Source organism: Micromonospora sp. NPDC048843 (assembly GCF_040649965.1).
Classification (GTDB): domain Bacteria; phylum Actinomycetota; class Actinomycetes; order Mycobacteriales; family Micromonosporaceae; genus Micromonospora; species Micromonospora hortensis.
The window spans coordinates 1-17,753 of sequence record NZ_JBEZGJ010000152.1 but is presented as its reverse complement, the minus strand read 5'-3'; the positions used below and the strand labels follow the sequence as shown (position 1 = coordinate 17,753).

Below are 17,753 nucleotides of genomic sequence, written 5' to 3'. Positions count from 1 at the left end.
CCCACCCCGCTCAGCCGGCCAACCGGACATGGCGGCCAGGGTGACCTGATCGACTCGGGTTCCTGAAAGTCGCGGTGTCCGGGTGCCGGGGATGCCCCGACGTCATGAAAGCCGAGTGGATCATGTCGGTCTGCGCCGTTTCCGTGGCCCTGGCCGTGTTGACCTGGGGCAGAGCGCCGTGCGGACTGGCCCGGCCAGGGGCACAGCGCCGTACGGAACCTCGCGGACCGGAAGATCGCGCTCGAACCAGGAAAGAGGCCCCTCCCTACACCACGAGGCCACTACATCCAGGATCGAGCGCGATCATGCGGGGGCGTGACACCTCAACCGCCTTGGCTAGCCGACGATGTGGCCGACGGGCGGGCGGCGTGCGGGGTGCGCGGTTGGGGCGAGAGCGGTCAGGTTGCGTCGAGCAGCTTCAGGACCGCGTCGCGGGCGGCCAGGACGGCTGCCTCGGACTGCGGACCGTGGTTGAGGATCTCGAAGGAGTGCTGGCCGTCCGGCACCTCGATCACCTGCATCGGCCAGCCCTGGGCGGTCGCTGCGGGGAGGAACGCGTCGATGCCGGCCAGGACCGGCGGGATGTCCTGGCCGGCGCGGGTCAGCACCAGTGGCACGTTCGTGCCGGAGTTGAGTGCCTCGACCGGCAGGAACCGAGCGTCGACTTCCCAGCCGGGGAACGGGATGAGCAGCGGGTACGTCAGTGCGATCCCGCGTAGCCATGGCGGCGGAACGCGTAGCCAGTCGGCCGCGAAGAGGCCGCCGCCGGAGAAGAACCACAGCACCACCCGCTCGCTGTCGACCCGCGGATCGGCGCGGACCTGCTCGACCATCGCGGCGATGTCGTCGGCTGCGGCGGGCAGCGCCGACAGGTCGGACACCTGGTAGCTGACCAGCGCGGTGACCACGCCGCTCTCGGCGAGCAGCGCGCCGTAGCCGCGGTAGAGCAACCAGTCGCGGGGGTCGGGCGCGTCGGGTGGCAGCGGAGCGCCGTGCACCACCACGACGGCGGGCGCGGGACCGGTGCGGGTGGGCAGGTGCAGGTCGACGTTGCCGTGTCGTTCGACAGGCGCGGCCGGGATGGACAGGACGAAGGGCCGTTGCGCGACGGGCGTCGTCATGGCCTCATCGTATCGATCATCGACCTGACAGTCTGCCCCACAGATGATCTACAGAGGACGATGGGTCAGGTCGGGTCGCCGGGTTTCGTGGCGTCGCTGGCCTGGGCATGTCGCTCCAGCAGCCGCTGCCGGATCTCCTCGGGGGTGTACGCGCGCCGACGCCGTTCGGCCCGCGCGATGACCACACCGGAGGCCGCGACACCGGCGAGCCCGGCCAGCCCGAGAACCTTCCACCACCGCATTCGTTGCCGCATCGGCCTAGGCTAGACCCTCATGAGCATCAGCCTGGATGAGGCCGTCGAGTTGACCCGCACCGGTGACGTGTGGGTGTTCCGGGGTCGCAGCGTGCCGGACCGGGCGATTCAGTTCACCACCAACAGCCCGGTGAACCACGTCGGGATGGCGGTGGTGCTGGACGACATGCCGCCGCTGATGTGGCACGCGGAGTTGGGCAGGTCGTTGCCGGACCTGTGGTCGGGCAGCCACCAACGCGGCGTCCAGCTGCACGACCTGCGGGACGCGGTCTGCGTCTGGGCCAACCGGTACGGCCAACGGGCCTGGCTGCGGCAGCTCGACCCGCCGGCCGACGCGGAGATGGAGCGGGCGGTGCTGCGGACGATCGCGCGGTTGGACGGCACGCCGTTCCCGTCGACCGCCCAGTTGGCGTGGCGCTGGGTGCGTGGTCGGGTGCCGGCGCTGCCGCGCCCCGGCCGGCTCGCCGACCGCCCTAACCCAGCCGACCGTGCAAACTCCTCCGGCCCGGCCACTCCGGCTCGGTCGGTGGGGGAGCGGGACCGGGCGCTGGAGACGGCGTACTGCGCCGAGGTGGTGGCGGTGACCTATGAGGCGATGGGGTTGCTGCCGGCGGGTCGGCGTCCGAACTGGTATGACCCGGGGCGGTTCTGGAGTGGCGACGACCTGGGCCTGGCCGCCGACGCCCGGTTGGGTTCCGAGATCGAGGTGCAGGTACCGCCGCGCTGAGGTTTGACCTGTGCGGTGACCGGCAATTGCTGTGACCGTGAACGCCTCCACGGATCTTGACACGCTGGCCGACTTCTTCGACCGGTACGGCGTGGCGCTGACCTCCGGTGACCTGCCGGCCATCGCCGGCTGCTACGCCCTGCCGGGGCTGGTGGTGGCCGACACCTACAGCTTCTCGTTCACGTCCGCGGCGGCGGTGGCGCTGTCCTTCGTGGGCGCCGCACCCGACTACCAGGATCGGGAGTTGGTCGCGGCCCACGCCCGGATCGAGGACGTGCAGCAGGTGTCCGCGCTGTTGACGATGGTGGCGGTGGAGTGGGAGTTCCTGGACAGTCGGGGGCAGGCGGTGCCGGGGGAGCGGTACCGGTACCTGCTGCGTATCTCGGATGACGGACCACTGATCTGCACTGTCGTCCGGACGGGCTGACCGACGGGGGCCGGTCGGCCCGATCCGTACCCGCCCGGTTTCCGGTTCGTGCGGCGCTGGCTACGCTGTCGCGTCGGTGGGGACGAGGGGAGACCTGATGGCGGTGCGGCCGGACGGTACGGCAGATTCGCGGGCGGCGCGGGTGTTGGCGTCGGTGCCGTGGATCGTGGTGCTGCTCGGGGTGTGCGCGCTGGTGGTGCTCCTGGTGATCGCGCTGTTGTCGTTCCGGACCAGGGAGCGGGACGCGCCGACGCAGGCCGCGCCTCCGGCGTTCCTGCCGACCGTGCCGGCCGCCGCGTCGGCCACCGGTGGGCCGACTCCGGCAGCTGTGGAGCGGCGTTCGGTGTCGCCGCGACCGTCCCGCAGTAGTCGGACGCCGTCACCGCGGGCCACAGTCACCGGCTCGCCGACTCCGGGGCGGACGAGCGTCCTGATGGCGCCGTCTGCGGACGACACTGTCAGCGCCCGGTACGAGGTCGGTTCGAACGGCTGGGACGGGGACGCGGCGGTGCTGACGATCGCCAACGAGTCGAGTCGGTCGATGGACTGGCAGGTGGAGTTGGTGTTCGACGACGACACCTGGACTCTGCGAGTGGGTGATGACTCTGGCGTCTCGGTGCGGGGGCGCGGGCACGGGGAGTTCGTGGTGCGCGGCACCCGCTCGCTGGATGCGGGTGACTCTAGGACGCTGCGGCTGCGCGTCGGCTGGGGCGACTCGGCGCAGCGACCGGTCAAGTGCACTGTCAACGGGGGCGACTGCCGGATCGGCTGAGCCAGCGCCGCACCGCTAAACCGTTGCACCCCTAGACCGCCGCACCGCTAGACCGCCGCGCCGCCAAGGCTTTCCGGGTCGGGCCGCCGATCGCTACGCTGCGCGGACGGTCCGCTGAAGGAGGTACATGTCCGGCATGCGCCGTGTTCCGCGCCCGCCGCACGGTCCGGTGGCGATCGCCACGTCGCCCTGGATCGTGGTTGGCGCCGGTGTCGTCGTGATGGTGGTCCTGCTCATCGTGGCTCTGGGCGCGTACCGGGGACGTAGCCCCGCGCCGGACGGCGCGCAACCGCCGGCGCTGCCGGTGCCGTCCGCGGTGGTGGCGCCGAGCGTGCCCACCTCGGTGCCGTCTCCGGCACCGGTGCTGCCGGGGATATCCGGCCGTGCGAGCGGGCTGCCGCCGAGCGCCGCGGCCGGGTCCGGGTCACCGTCGGCCGACCCGACGGCCGGTCCGATCGGGAAGCCGACGGCGACGCGGTCGCCGAGCCGGGCCGGGCCGGGGCAGTCGGCGATGACCGGGCGGTACCGGGTGGTGCAGAGCTTCGACGGGGGTTTCATCGGCGAGGTGGCGATGGTCAACACGTCCACCCGGAGCCGTGGTTGGACAGTGCGGTTGGAGTTCTCCGGTGGACGGCTGGTGACCGCGTGGGTGGAGGGCGTCCCGCAGGGAACGATCCGCCAGTCCGACGACGGCTTCACGTACGTCAGCGGGGTCGACGTGTCGCCCGGCGGCTCGGTGTCATTGCGGTTCCACATGGAGCGGGCGCCCAGCACGCCGAGGGAGTGCACCGTGGACGGGGCCCGCTGCAACGGGCTCTGAGCGGCGCTTCCGCAAGGATGCTGCTGTGTTGCGACCATGTTTGCAAGGTATTGCAGAATGTTTCGGCAAGGGTTAGCGTGCGGCCAATCAGCGACCAGAGGAAGGCGTCGATGAAACCCCCGCCGATACCGCGCACTGCCCTGCTGGCCCTTGCCTCCCTGCTCACCGTCACTCTCGTCGGCGCTCCGGTCGCCGTGCACCCCGCCGCTGCGGGTCCCCGGCCGTCCGACGGCGCCCCACTCGCGATCGGCGGCGCGACCCAGTGGCGTGCCGAACCCACAGCCGAGGCGCTGCTGAAGGCCGGTGGCAACTCCGCCCGAGCCGAGCAGTTCTACTTCGTCCTGCCGGACCGGTTCGCCAACGGAGACCCCCGCAACGACTCCGGCGGCCTCACCGGCGACCGGCTGCGGACCGGCCTCGACCCGACCGACAAGGGCTTCTATCACGGCGGCGACCTCAAGGGCGTCATCGACAAGTTGGACTACATCCAGGGGATGGGCACCACTGCCATCTGGCTCGCCCCGATCTTCAAGAACCGGCCGGTGCAGGGCACCGGCAACGACGTCTCGGCCGGCTACCACGGTTACTGGATCACCGACTTCACCCAGGTGGACCCGCACTTCGGCACCATGGAAGAGATGAAGCGGCTGGTCAAGCTCGCCCACCAGCGCGGCCTCAAGATCTACCTTGATGTGATCGTCAACCACACCGCCGACGTGATCAAGTACGCCGAGGACAAGTACGCGTACGTGGACAAGGCGACATCGCCGTACACCGACGCGCAGGGGCGGGCGTTCGAGGACCGCAACTACGCCGACGGCTCCCGGGCGTTCCCGCCGGTCGACAAGGAGTCCTTCCCGTACACGCCGACGTTCGCCGAGCCGAAGGACGCGAGCGTCAAGGTCCCGGCCTGGCTGAACGACGCCACCATGTACCACAACCGGGGTGACTCCACCTTCGCCGGCGAGAACAGCGAGTACGGCGACTTCTTCGGCCTCGACGACCTGTGGACCGAGCGTCCCGAGGTGGTCCGTGGCCTGACCAAGGCGTACGGGGACTGGATCGGCGCGACCGGCGTCGACGGCTTCCGGCTGGACACCGTCAAGCACGTCAACATGGACTTCTGGCCGCAGTTCAGTCAGGGCATCGAGCGGGCCGCCGAGAAGGCCGGCAAGAAGGACTTCTTCATGTTCGGCGAGGTGTACAGCGCCGACCCGGAGATCAGCTCCAGCTACGTCCGCCAGGGTGGCCTGCCGGCCACCCTCGACTTCGCCTTTCAGGAGGCCGCGCGGGGCTTCACCGCCGGCGCCGGCTCCGCGAAGGCGCTCGCCGACGTGTACGCCCGCGACGACCTCTACGCGGCCCGGGACACCGACGCGGGCCGGTTGACCACCTTCCTGGGCAACCACGACATGGGCCGGATCGGATCGTTCATCGCCGGTGGTGGCAGCGACCCGGCCAGCCACCTGCGTCGTGACCAGCTCGCGCACCAGTTGATGTTCCTGACCCGTGGCCAGCCGGTGGTCTACTCCGGCGACGAACAGGGCTTCACCGGCCCGGGTGGGGACAAGGACGCCCGCCAGGACATGTTCGCGTCAAAGGTTCCCGACTACCTCGACGACGACCTGCTCGGCACCGACCGCACGCACGCCAGCGACCAGTTCGACGCGACCCACCCGCTGTACCGGACCATCGCCGACCTGGGCCGGCTGCGCAAGGCCCACCCGGCGTTGCGCGACGGCGTGCAGGTCACCCGGTACGCGGACGACGGGCCGGGCGTCTTCGCCGCCTCCCGGATCGCCCCGGCCGACCGCACCGAGTACGTGGTGGCAGTGAACAACGCCGACACCGCGCAGACTGTCACGGTGGACACCTGGTCGGCCGGCGCCACCTTCACCGGCATCTACGGCGGCTCGGAAGACGAACAGGCCGGCGACGACGGCGAGTTGACCCTCACCGTGCCGCCGCTGTCGGCGGCGGTGTTCCGGGCCGGCAAGCCCATCGCACCGGCGGCCGACAAACCGACCATCACCATCACCAGCCCGGTTCCGGACGCGGCGGTCGCCACCCGGGCGGCGGTCACCGCCCGGGTGACCGGCGACCCGCTGGCCACCGTCACCGTCGCGGCGCGGGTGGCCGGCGGCCGGTGGACGCTGCTGGGCAGCGCCGACCACGCCCCGTACACGGTGCAGCACGACCTGACCGGCCTGGCCGGCGGCACCGGTGTCGAGTACAAGGCGGTGGTCCGCGACGGCAGGGGTCGTACCGCCACCGCCCGGTCCACAGCAGTCGTGGGGACCCCGCCGCAGGGCAGCTCCCGGGAGTGGGCGGTGGTGCACTACCAGCGACCGGCCGGGGGGTACGACGACTGGGGGCTGTACGCGTGGGGGGACATCGACCCGGCGTACGTCACCGAGTGGCCGAAGGGGCAGCCGTTCGCCGGGGAGGACTCCTACGGTCGGTTCGCCTGGGTGAAACTCAAGCCGGGCGCCACGTCGGTGAACTTCCTGGTTGTCGACAAGGCTGGTACGAAGGACGTCGCCCAGGACCGCAGCATCGACGTCACCCGGACCGGCGAGATCTGGCTCAAGCAGGGCGACCCGGCGATCTACCCGAGCAGGCAGGCGGCCGCCGGTGAACCGGAGCCGCCGGTCGAGGAGGGCGCCGCCGTGCTCCACTATCGGCGGGCCGACGGCAACTACGACGGCTGGGGCCTGCACCTCTGGGACGGTGCGGCCAACCCGACCGAGTGGTCCGCCCCGCTGCGGCCGAGCTCCGTCGACGCGTTCGGGGCGGTGTTCCGGGTGCCGCTGGCGGCCGGTGCCACCGGCCTGAACTACATCATCCACCAGGGCGACACCAAGGACCTGCCCGACGACCAGCGGCTCGACTTCGCCAGCGCCGGCCGGGAGGTGTGGCTGCTCGCCGCCACGCCGGGCCGCCTGTTGCCGTCGACAGCCACCACCGCCAGCGGAGACACCGACATCGGCAAGCAGAAGGCGCACTGGATCGACAGGTCCACAGTGGCGTGGCAGACCCCGCCGACCGACGGCAAGACGTACGCGTTGGTCACCGCGCCCACCGGCGGGGTCAGCGTGGTCGACGGCGAGCTGACCGGCACGTACACCACACTGCCGCTGCGGGCGCAGCGCAACGGGCTCACCGACGCACAACGCGACAGGTTCCCGCACCTGTGGTCGTACCGTAGCTTCGCCCTGGACCGGGCGGACCTGGCCAAGGTCCCGGCGGCGCTGCGGGGGCAGTTGCTGGTCACCGAGCGCGACGCCGAGGGTGCGCTGCTCGCCGCGACGGGCGTGCAGATCCCCGGCGTACTCGACGACGTCTACTCCCGGGCGGCCGACGCCACCCTCGGGCCCACCTTCGCGGGCCGGACGCCCAGCCTCGCGCTGTGGGCGCCGACCGCCCACAGCGTGCGCCTGCACCTGTTCGACTCGCCCACCGCCGCAGCCAAGACGGTGCCGATGCGCCGCGACGACCGCACCGGCGTCTGGTCGGTGCGCGGCGACCACACCTGGACCGGCAAGTTCTACCGGTACGAGGTGCGGGCGTGGCAGCCCGCGGCACAGCGGATGGTCACCGCGTCGGTGACCGACCCGTACGCGGTGGCCCTCGCCGCGGACTCCACGCACAGCCAGCTCGTCGACCTGAACGACAGGGCGCTGGCACCCCCCGGGTGGCGCACGCTGCGCAAACCGGCACCGGTGCCGGCCGCGAAGGCGCAGATCACGGAGCTGTCCGTGCGGGACTTCTCCATCGCCGACGACACGGTGCCGGCCGAGCGCCGGGGGACCTTCCTCGCGTTCACCGACCCGGGAACCGCCGGCATGACCCACCTGCGGGCGCTCGGCGACGCCGGGGTCACCCACCTGCACCTGCTGCCGGTGTTCGACTTCGCGACGATCCCGGAGAAGCGGGCCGACCAACGGCAGCCGGCCTGCGACCTGGCGGCGCTGCCGCCGGACTCGGCCGAGCAGCAGAAGTGCGTGGCGGCGGTCGCCGAAACCGACGGCTACAACTGGGGGTACGACCCGCTGCACTACACGGTGCCGGAGGGCGGCTACGCCGTCGACCCGGTCGGCGCGGCGCGGACCACCGAGTTTCGGCGGATGGTCGCCGGGGCGAACGACGCCGGGCTGCGGGTGGTCATGGACGTGGTCTACAACCACACGTCGGCGGCCGGCACCGACGCGAAGTCGGTGCTCGATCAGATCGTGCCCGGCTACTACCACCGGCTGCTGGAGGACGGCACCGTGGCCAACTCCACCTGCTGCGCCAACACCGCCCCCGAGCACGCCATGATGGGCAAGCTGGTGGTCGACTCGCTGGTCACCTGGGCCCGGCAGTACAAGGTGGACGGGTTCCGCTTCGACCTGATGGGTCACCACCCGAAGGCGAACATCCTTGCCGTCCGGGCGGCCCTGGACCGGCTCACCGTCGCCCGCGACGGCGTCGACGGCAAGGCGATCATGCTCTACGGCGAGGGCTGGAACTTCGGCGAGGTCGCCAACGACGCCCGTTTCCTCCAGGCCACCCAGGCCAACATGGCCGGCACCGGCATCGGCGCCTTCAACGACCGACTGCGCGACGCGGTGCGCGGTGGCGGACCGTTCGACGCCAACCCCCGGGTGCAGGGTTTCGCCTCCGGGCTCTACACCGACCCGAACGGCGACGCGGTCAACGGGTCGCCGGCCGAGCAGAAGGCCCGACTGCTGCACGCCCACGACCTGATCAAGGTGGGGCTCACCGGCAACCTGCGCGGCTACCAGTTCACCGACACCGCCGGGCGTGCGGTCACCGGGGCGCAGGTGGACTACAACGGCTCCCCGGCCGGCTACACCGCCGCGCCGGGGGAGGCAGTCACCTACGCCGACGCGCACGACAACGAGATCCTGTACGACGCGTTGGCGTACAAACTGCCGCAGGCCACGACAGCGGCGGACCGCTCACGGATGCAGGTGCTGGCGCTGGGCACTGTGGTGCTGGGACAGGGCACCGGGTTCGTCACCGCCGGCACCGAACGGCTGCGGTCGAAGTCGCTGGACCGCAACTCGTACAACTCCGGTGACTGGTTCAACCAGATCCGCTGGGGCTGTGAAGGGGGCAACGGGTTCGGCGCCGGTCTTCCGCCCGCGCCCGACAACGAGGACAAGTGGTCGTACGCGAAGCCGCTGCTGGCCGACCCGGCGCTGGTGCCGGACTGCGCGGCGATCAACACCACCGACGCCCGGTACGCCGAGTTGCTGCGCATCCGGGCGTCGTCGCCGGTGTTCGGGCTGGCCACCGCCGAGCAGGTCCAGCGGAGGGTGGCGTTCCCGCTGTCCGGTGCCCAGGAGACGCCGGGGGTGCTGACCATGACCCTGGACGCCAGTGGGCTGGGCGGGCCGTGGAAGTCGCTGACAGTCGTCTTCAACAGCACGCCGTCGGCGGCCGACCAGACGGTGACCGGACTGCGCGGAGCGGACGTGGCACTGCACCCGGTGCTTGTCGACTCGGCCGACCCGGTGCTGCGTACCGCCTCGTTCGACAGGGCGGCCGGCACGTTCACCGTACCGGCGCGCAGCGTGGCGGTCTTCGTCCAGAAGTGACGTGAACCGGCCCCCTTCCGCGTCTCGCGGAAGGGGGCCGGCCGTTGTGCTGGCGCTACGCCGTCGTCACCCGAGGGTTGATCAGGCGAAGCAGTTGTCGATCGTGCCGCCCGGGATGGCCAGGCAGTTGGTCGGACGGTTCGCGGTGATCGCGGACTTGTCGTCCAGGTTCACGTCTCCGAAGAAGCTGAAGACACCGCCCGGCTCGAAGGTGGAGAAGTTGTGGGCGACCTTCGTCTTCGACAGGTTGACCTCGCCGAAGATGTTGAAGATGCCGCCGCCGACTCCGATCGGGCCCACGGCCCGGTTGCCGACAACCTCGCTGTCGCGCAGCGTGGTGACGCTGCCGGCGTTGAAGAGCCCGCCGCCGAAGAAGCCGGCGGTGTTGTCCTTGATGCTGCTCTTCTCGAAGGTGGCCACGCTGTCGAAGGCGATGGCCACACCGCCACCGACACCGGCGGTGCTGTTCTTCTCGACAGTGACGTTGTGCAGGTTCAGCTGGCTGTCCGCCGCAGCGAGACCGCCACCGGCGAGAACCGCGGTGTTCGAGACGAACTTGGTCTCGTACGCAGTGGTGTTGCCCTCGATGTCGAGGTAGCCGCCACCGAAGCCGAGCGTCTCGTTGTCGGTGATCTCGGTCTTCTTCAGCTCGACCGTTCCGCCGTCGACGTCCTCGGTGAAGATCTCCGCGGCACCGTTGGAGATACCGCCACCACCGATGACGGCGGTGTTGTCCTTGATCTTCGACTCCTCGACCTTGAGCAGCCCGGCGTTGAAGACGCCGCCACCGAAGAAGAAGGCGGTGTTACGGGTGACGGTGCTGTGCCAGATCTTCGTGGTGCCGAAGTTGGCCACACCACCACCGTTGCCGCCCGACTGGTTCAGGACGACCTCGGACTCCAGGATCTCGGCGGTGCCACCCGGCTGGACCAGGATTCCGGCGCCGTCGTTCTCCTCCGGCTGCTCGACGAGCGGCGTGACGACGCCCGGCGTGACCTTCGGGGTGACCTTCGGCGCGGCCTTCAGGCCGGCCTTCGGGTTGGCCTGCCGCGCGGTGAGCGCCTGGGCCAACGGAACGCCCGCCTTCACCTGCGCGGCGAGCGCCTCGGAGTCCGAGTAGGCCGCCCAGACCGCGGCCGGCTCGACACCGTTCTCCAGTTCGAGGGTCTGGCCACCCTTGATGGTCAGGCCCTTGATGGTGAGGTGACCACCGGCGCCGACGTTGAGGATGCGGAAGTAGTCCGCAGTGGCTTCCCGAGAGATCGTGGTGTGCTCGCCCTTGAGCGTGATCCGCTCGGTGATGATCGGCAAGCCGTTGCCCTCGTAGTCGTTGCGGGTCAGGTTGTAGGTGCAGCCCTTGGCCAGCTCCAGCACACCGCCGTGCTTGTTGTTGGCGAACACGATCGCCTGAATCAGCTTGTCGGTGTCGCAGGGCACCTCCTTCCCGCGCTCGTGGTCCTTGTCCTTGTCCTTGTCCTTGTCCCGGTTCTTGTCGTCCCGGTTCTTGTCCTCGTCCTTGTCCCAGTCGCGCGCCTCGTCACCTCGCTGGTCGCCGTCCTTGCTGACCTGCGCGGTGTTCCAGTTCAGGCCGACCGCTCCGGCGCTGCCCGCGACGCCCACCGCCGCGAGACTGATCACGCCCGTCAAACCGGCCACGCCACTGGCGAGCCAGAGCTTGCGGCGGCTCTTGGCCGTCGCCCGCCCGGAGGCTTCTTTGTTCGTTAGGTAGTTGGACATCGGAGCTCTCTGCCCTCTCCTCGTACCAGACAGGGTCGCCGCCGTCAGACGGGTGTCCCCTGCTACAAATCGGTTGTAGCTCCCAAAACCACCGTATGAGAAGGTTCCTCGCCTCGCGTGCTTATCCGAGATAAGCCCACATTCGGTTCATGTTGCCCCCAGCGAGGCCCGGACCGACACACCGGCCCCCAAGCGGCCTGCACGCGCCTGACCTGCCCAAACGGGTACGCCCCTCCGAGCCGTGACGGCTCGGAGGGGCGTTTTATGTGGTTCAGCCCCACCCGATCAGGCGAAGCAGTCCAGAACGTTGAAGCAGTTGGTCGGGCGGTTGGCAGTGACGGCGGACTCGTCGTCCAGCGTCACGGTGCCGCCGATGCTGTTGAAGATGCCGCCCGGCTCAAGGGTCGAGAAGTTGTGCGCCACAGTCGTCCGGTAGAGCCTGACCTCGCTCCCCTCGTCGTTGACGATGCCGCCGCCGCGGCCGAACGGACCGACGGCCCGGTTGCCCACCACCTCGCTGTCGCGCAGCGTGATGACGCCGTCGTCGTTGTGGATGCCGCCACCGTCGAAGCCCGCGGTGTTGTCCTTGATCCTGCTGCTCTCGATCGTCGCGACGCTGTCGGAGGTCACGACCAGGCCGCCACCGTCGCGAGCGGCGCTGTTCTTGGCCACCGTGGCGTCCTTGAGGGTGAGCTGGCTGTCCGCCACCGCGACGCCGCCACCGTCGAGCAGTGCAGTGTTGCCACTGACCGTCGTCTGGTGCAACGTCGTGGTGCCCTCGACATCCAGGACGCCGCCGCCGAAGCCGAGCGTCTCGTTGTCGGTGATCTCGCTCTTGTAGACCCAGACCGAGCCACCGTCGACGTCCTCGGTGAAGATGTCGGCAGCGCCGTTGGAGATGCCACCGCCACCGATGATTGCGGTGTTGTCCTTGATCTTCGACTCGTCGACCTGGAGTACGCCGGCGTTGAAGATGCCACCGCCGAAGAAGAAGGCGGTGTTGTGCGCGACGGTCGTCTTGCTGAGCCTGGTGCTGCCGAAGTTGGCCAGCCCGCCGCCGTTGCCGCCGGACTGGTTGTAGAGCAACTCGCTGTCCAGGATCTCCGCGCGACCACCGGGCTGCACCAGCACCCCGGCGCCGTCGTTGAACCCAGGCTGCTCAACCAGCGGCACCACCGCTGTACCGGCACCCACCGGCTTAGCCGCCGCGGCTACCGGCTTGGCCGTGGCGGCCTTGGCGGCAGTCGTGGCGGCTGTGGTTGCTGGCGCTGCGGGCTTGGCCGGCGCTGCTTTCGCGACCGGCTTGGCGGCGGCCTCGGCAGGCGCTGCCTTGGTGGCCGGTTTGGCGGGCGCTGCCTTGGCGGTCACCTTGACAGGCGCTGCCTTCGCAGCCGGCTTGGCGGCGGTTGCTGCCGGCTTCGCTGCTGCTGGCTTGGCGCCTGGTGCGGCAGCGGTCGCCGGCTTCGCGGCGGGCGCCGCCGCTGCCGGTGACTGGGCCCCTGTCGAGCGGACCTGGGTCGAGTACGGCGCCCAGACCGTCGCCGGATCGGCGGTCATCGGGGACTGAAGGGTCTGGCCACCCCTGATGCTCAGGCCCTTGAGAGTGAGGTGCCCGCCGGCGCCGACGTTGAGGATGCGGAAGTAGTCGGCAGTGGCCTCGCGACCGATGGTGGTGTGCTCACCCTTCAGGGTGATGTGCTCGGTGATCACCGGCAGACCGTTGCCGTCCTGATTGCGAGTCAGGGTGTAGGTGCAGCCCTTGGCCAGCTCCAGCACGCCGCCGTCCTCGTTGTTGGCGAACGTGATCGCCTGGATCAGCTTGTCGGTGTCGCACGGGACCTGCTTGGTGCGGTCCTTCTCGTCGTGCTTGCCGTCCTTGCTGTCCTTGCCGTCCTTACGGTCCTTGCCATCCTCGCCGGACCGGTCGTCGAAGCCGCTCCAGTCGTCGCCGCTCCACTCGTCGTCCTGACCGCCGTCGTCCTTGGCGCCGCCCTTGTCCGCGCCGCCGTCGTCGCTGACGGTCTGCCGGTTGGTCGACGGCTGCGCGTCGGACACCTGGTCGGACTGTGGCTTGTCGTCCCGAGCGGCGACGCCGCCGAGGGCCGCCAGGCCGACCACGCCGGTCAGCCCGGCCACGCCGGCGACCCAGAGCGCCCGCCTTCGCCGTGTTGGCGGAGCTGTCGAGGCCCCGCCGTCGGTACTCGTTACGTCGTTGGACATCAGAGCCTTCCGCCCTTTCCTGCTACCAGACGGGATCGCACCGCCCGAGGCGCCACGACCAGCTACAAATGGGTTGTAGCCTCTGATCCTCACCGTATGAGAACCATCTTCGCGATGCGGATGTATCCGAGATAACCACGCATTTGGCGCAGGCCGGGTGAGGGCGACCAACCAGTCCGGTACGGTCGAAAAGGTCCCGAGCAGCATGAACACCGAACGGTGTGGACCACGACAGAAACCCCTGGCCGCCAGCCCCCAAGAAGGGGCGGGCGGCCAGGGGTGGGTGGGCCAGGGAACGGGGCTTGATCCGTCAGCCCCGGCAGACAGTCGGCTCAGCCGGGCAGGCGGGGGCCGGCTTCGCGCTGCTCGGCCAGCCAGGTCTCCACCTCGTCGGAGGTACGGGGCAGCCCGGCCGACAGGTTGACCGCGCCGGTGGCGGTGACCAGTACGTCGTCCTCGATCCGAATGCCCATACCGCGCAGCTCGGCGGGGACCAGCTCGTCCTCCGGCTGGAAGTACAGACCGGGCTCGACGGTGAGCACGTAGCCCTCGCCCAGCGCGCCGTCGCGGTAGGTCTCCTTGCGGGCGTTGGAGCAGTCGTGCACGTCGATGCCGAGCATGTGGCCGAAGCCGTGCAGCGTCCACCGCCGGTACACGGTCGACTTTTCGTCCATCGCCTCGTCGACGCTCACCGGCAGCAGACCCAGATCGGACAGGCCCTCGGCGAGCACCCGCATGCAGGTCAGGTGGACGTCCTTGAACTTCACCCCGGGGCGGATGGCCTCGATGCCGGCCTGCTGTGAGGCGTACACGATGTCGTAGACCTGGCGCTGTAGCGCGGTGAACCGGCCGCTGACCGGCAGGACCCGTGTGACGTCGGCGGTGTAGAGGTTGCGGCCCTCGACACCCATGTCCATCAGCAGCAGGTCACCCGGTCGGGTGGCGCCGTGGTTGTGCACCCAGTGCAGGATCGTGGCGTGCTCGCCGGCGCCGACGATCGAGCTGTACCCGACGTCGTTGCCGTCGTGACGGGCCCGCAGCGCGAAGACGCCCTCCAGCAGCCGCTCGGAGACCGCCCGGTCGGCCGGGAGGATCCGGGCGACGTCCTCGAAGCCGCGTACTGTGGCGTCGATCGCGTCCTGGAGTTGGCCGATCTCCCACTCGTCCTTGACCAGCTTCATCTCCGAGATGGCGATGGCCAGCTCGCGGTCCCGGGCCGGCTGGCCCTCGGCGCGCGGGCCATCGTAGGCCCGCACGGCCGCGTCCACCTGGGCGTCGAAACCGCGCAACACCCGGGTACGCCCCGGAGCCAGGTCGGCGAGCGTCGCCTCCAGGCCGGTCAGGTCGGCGGTGGGCAGGCCCAGCTCGGTCGACTTCTCGCCGAGGGTGTGTCGCCGGCCCACCCACAGCTCGCCGTTGCGGCTGCGGAAGAACTCGTCGGTCTCCCGGGAGGACCGGGGCCGCATGTACAGCGTCGCGTCGTGCCCCGAGCCGTTCGGGCGCAGCACCAGAACGCTGTCGGCGTCGTGGTCGCCGGTCAGGTAGGCGAAGTCGCTGCCCGGCCGGAACGGGTAGTCGGTGTCGTTGGCCCGGACCTTCTCGGTGCCGGTGGGGATCACCAGCGTCTCGCCGGGGAAGGCCGCCGAGAGGGCCGCTCGCCGCTTGGCGTAGTTGGGCGTCTCCGGGCGGGGCGTCACGGGGAGCGCGGTGTCGCTCCAGCCCTGCCGCATGAAGGACAGGAACGCCTCCGGGAAGTCCGGATCGTGCGATTCCGTACCGTCCGTCGGCGTACCGTCGGTCTGTCCCTCGGTCATTGCGCCGCTCCCTCCGCTTCGTTGCTGGTCCCGACGGTACCGCGCGTCCGGTTGGCGCTAACGCCCCCTGTGAGTCGGGTGGATCGACGGACGGCTGCAAGGGCCGACAGCGCGCGTGGAAAGATGGCCACCATGTGCGGACTTCTGGCCTTCTTCAGCGCGAACGGCAACGCCGCAGCGCATCGCGACCACATCGCCGGAGCGTTGGAATGCCTGCACCACCGCGGCCCCGACGAGACAGGGGTCGAGGTGGTCGGCGACGCCTCCGGCCGGTACGCGGACGGCGTGTTCGCCCACAAGCGGCTGGCCATCATCGACGTCGCGTCGAGCCACGAGCCACTGCCCTACGCGAACGGCCGTTACCTGCTGACCTTCAACGGCGAGATCTACAACTACATCGAGCTGCGCGAGGAGTTGATCAGAAACTTCGGTGCCCAGTTCGCCACCGCCGGTGACGGCGAGGTGATCGTCGCGGGCTACCACTTCTGGGGTGAGCAGGTGCTCACCCGGCTTCGGGGCATGTTCGCCTTCGTCATCTGGGACCGGCAGGAACGCCGGGCGTTCGGTGCCCGCGACTACTTCGGCATCAAGCCGATGCACTACCTGGAGACCGCCGACGGCCTCTACCTGGCCTCGGAGAAGAAGGCGCTGCTGCCGTTCGCGCACAGCAACTACCAGGGCGACGCGGGCGTCGACACGGCGAACCTGAGCCACTACCTGACCCTGCAGTACGTTCCCGAGCCCGGCACCCTGCACAAGGGCATCAGCCGGATCGGCTCCGGGGAGTACCTGAACTGGACCCCGGGCGGGCGGATCGACGTACGACGGTGGTACCGGCCGGTGTTCCGGCCGGCGCCGGTCGACGACGAGCAGAAGCTCTACCACGAGATCCGCGAGACGCTGCGGGAGAGCGTGCGCATGCACATGCGCTCCGACGTGCCGGTCGGCTCGTTCCTGTCCAGCGGCATCGACTCCACAGCGGTGGTGGCGCTGGCGCGGGAGTTCAACCCGAACATCCTGACCTTCACCGTCGGCTACGACGTGCCGGGTTACTCGGAGATCGACGTCGCCCAGGATTCGGCCCGGCACCTCGACGTCACCACGATCCCCACCAAGATCGGTCCCCAGGACATGATCGACGCGCTGCCGAAGATCGTCTGGCACCTTGACGACCCGGTGGCCGACCCGGCGTTGGTGCCGCTCTACTTCGTGGCCAAGAAGGCCGCCGAGCACGTCACAGTGGTGCTCTCCGGTGAGGGCGCGGACGAGTTCTTCGGCGGGTACACGATCTACCGGGAGCCGCTGTCGCTGGGCACCGTCAACGGTCTGCCCGGCGGTGTGCAGAAGGGGCTGCGCGCGGTCTCCAAGGCGATCCCGCAGGGGGTCAAGGGCAAGAGCTTCCTGGAGCGCGGCACCACCCCGATCGAGGAGCGTTACTACGGCAACGCCCGGATGTTCACCGAGGAGGAGAAGCAGCACCTGATGCGCCGCTACGACCCCTCGGTGCGCTACACGGACGTCACCGCCCCGATCTACGCCGAGTGCACGGAGCTCGACGACGTCACCAAGATGCAGTACGTCGACCTCTACACCTGGCTGCGCGGCGACATCCTGGTCAAGGCCGACCGGATCTCGATGTCGCACTCGCTGGAGGTGCGGGTGCCGTTCCTCGACCGTGAGGTCTTCGACGTCGCGGCGAAGATCCCGGTCGACCTGAAGCTGCCGCCGCGCTCCGACGCCACGAAGTACGCGATGCGTCAGGCGTTGCAGGGTGTCGTGCCACCGGCCATCGTCAACCGCAAGAAGTTGGGCTTCCCGACCCCCACCCGGGTCTGGCTGCGCGGCGAGATGTACGAGTGGGCCCGGCACGTGCTCAGCACCTCGGGCGCGGGTGACCTGCTGGACCTGTCGTACGCGCTGCGGCTGCTCGACGAGCACAAGCGGGAGGAGGCCGACCACTCCCGCAAGGTGTGGACGGTGCTGATCTTCTGCATCTGGCACGCGATCTTCGTGGCCAAGACCCTCGACCCGGGTATCCAGCGCAACCAGTCCGCCCTGCTCACGAAGCCGGTGGTCGGCTCCATGGTCCGCTGACCCCTGCCCCACGCTGTTGATCAAGAGTGGTCAGATGCTGACAGGGGCCGCGCTCGACGCCGGCCGAGGGGGTGCGCCCGGGTGACCGGGCGCGCAGACAGCGGGGCAATGTCCTGCGCCGTGACGGCCGTCGGTGCGCCGTGTGCGGTCGCAGCCCCGCC

Annotated in this window: 11 protein-coding genes; 6 read left to right on the top strand and 5 right to left on the bottom strand. The window is 69.9% G+C overall.

The features are described 5' to 3' along the window. Positions 1-398: 398 nt before the first annotated feature. Positions 399-1,121, bottom strand: coding sequence for a hypothetical protein (locus AB0C20_RS27920; RefSeq protein ID WP_357191257.1), 723 nt, complete (start codon positions 1,119-1,121; stop codon positions 399-401). A 65-nt stretch (positions 1,122-1,186) separates the two neighbouring features. Further along, complete coding sequence (locus AB0C20_RS27915; RefSeq protein ID WP_357191331.1) at positions 1,187-1,375, bottom strand: hypothetical protein; 189 nt, start codon at positions 1,373-1,375, stop codon at positions 1,187-1,189. 19 nt (positions 1,376-1,394) lie between these two features. On the opposite strand from AB0C20_RS27915, the gene AB0C20_RS27910 reads away from it, so the two are divergent. From AB0C20_RS27910 to pulA, 5 genes are all read left to right on the top strand, one after another. Next, positions 1,395-2,102, top strand: a complete 708-nt coding sequence (locus tag AB0C20_RS27910) for a hypothetical protein (protein WP_357191259.1) — start codon at positions 1,395-1,397, stop codon at positions 2,100-2,102. A gap of 37 nt (positions 2,103-2,139) precedes the next feature. Further along, positions 2,140-2,529, top strand: a complete 390-nt coding sequence (locus AB0C20_RS27905; RefSeq protein ID WP_238681355.1) for a hypothetical protein — start codon at positions 2,140-2,142, stop codon at positions 2,527-2,529. A gap of 97 nt (positions 2,530-2,626) precedes the next feature. Next, positions 2,627-3,301 carry a hypothetical protein gene (locus AB0C20_RS27900; RefSeq protein ID WP_357191261.1) on the top strand — a complete coding sequence of 225 codons (675 nt, stop codon included), beginning with the start codon at positions 2,627-2,629 and terminating at the stop codon, positions 3,299-3,301. 136 nt (positions 3,302-3,437) lie between these two features. Next, positions 3,438-4,121, top strand: a complete 684-nt coding sequence (locus tag AB0C20_RS27895) for a cellulose binding domain-containing protein (RefSeq protein ID WP_357569074.1) — start codon at positions 3,438-3,440, stop codon at positions 4,119-4,121. A 110-nt stretch (positions 4,122-4,231) separates the two neighbouring features. Continuing rightward, positions 4,232-9,727, top strand: coding sequence for a pullulanase-type alpha-1,6-glucosidase (gene pulA, locus AB0C20_RS27890; RefSeq protein ID WP_357569073.1), 5,496 nt, complete (start codon positions 4,232-4,234; stop codon positions 9,725-9,727). 81 nt (positions 9,728-9,808) lie between these two features. On the opposite strand, the gene AB0C20_RS27885 is transcribed toward pulA, so the two are convergent. From AB0C20_RS27885 to AB0C20_RS27875, 3 genes are all read right to left on the bottom strand, one after another. Then, entirely contained in the window at positions 9,809-11,464 is a 1,656-nt protein-coding gene (locus AB0C20_RS27885) for a hypothetical protein (RefSeq protein ID WP_357569072.1), read from the bottom strand. 285 nt (positions 11,465-11,749) lie between these two features. After that, on the bottom strand, positions 11,750-13,684 hold the full coding sequence (locus AB0C20_RS27880) for a hypothetical protein (protein WP_357569071.1): 1,935 nt from the start codon (positions 13,682-13,684) through the stop codon (positions 11,750-11,752). Positions 13,685-14,016: 332 nt separating this feature from the next. Further along, a complete protein-coding gene (locus AB0C20_RS27875) occupies positions 14,017-15,498 on the bottom strand; it encodes an aminopeptidase P family protein (RefSeq protein ID WP_357191271.1) in 1,482 nt (493 codons plus the stop codon). Positions 15,499-15,630: 132 nt separating this feature from the next. Between AB0C20_RS27875 and asnB the strand changes: the two genes are divergently transcribed. Beyond that, the gene (asnB, locus tag AB0C20_RS27870) at positions 15,631-17,592 is read left to right on the top strand and encodes an asparagine synthase (glutamine-hydrolyzing) (RefSeq protein WP_091405235.1); all 1,962 of its coding nucleotides are present in this window, start codon (positions 15,631-15,633) and stop codon (positions 17,590-17,592) included. The last annotated feature ends 161 nt before the right edge of the window (positions 17,593-17,753 follow it).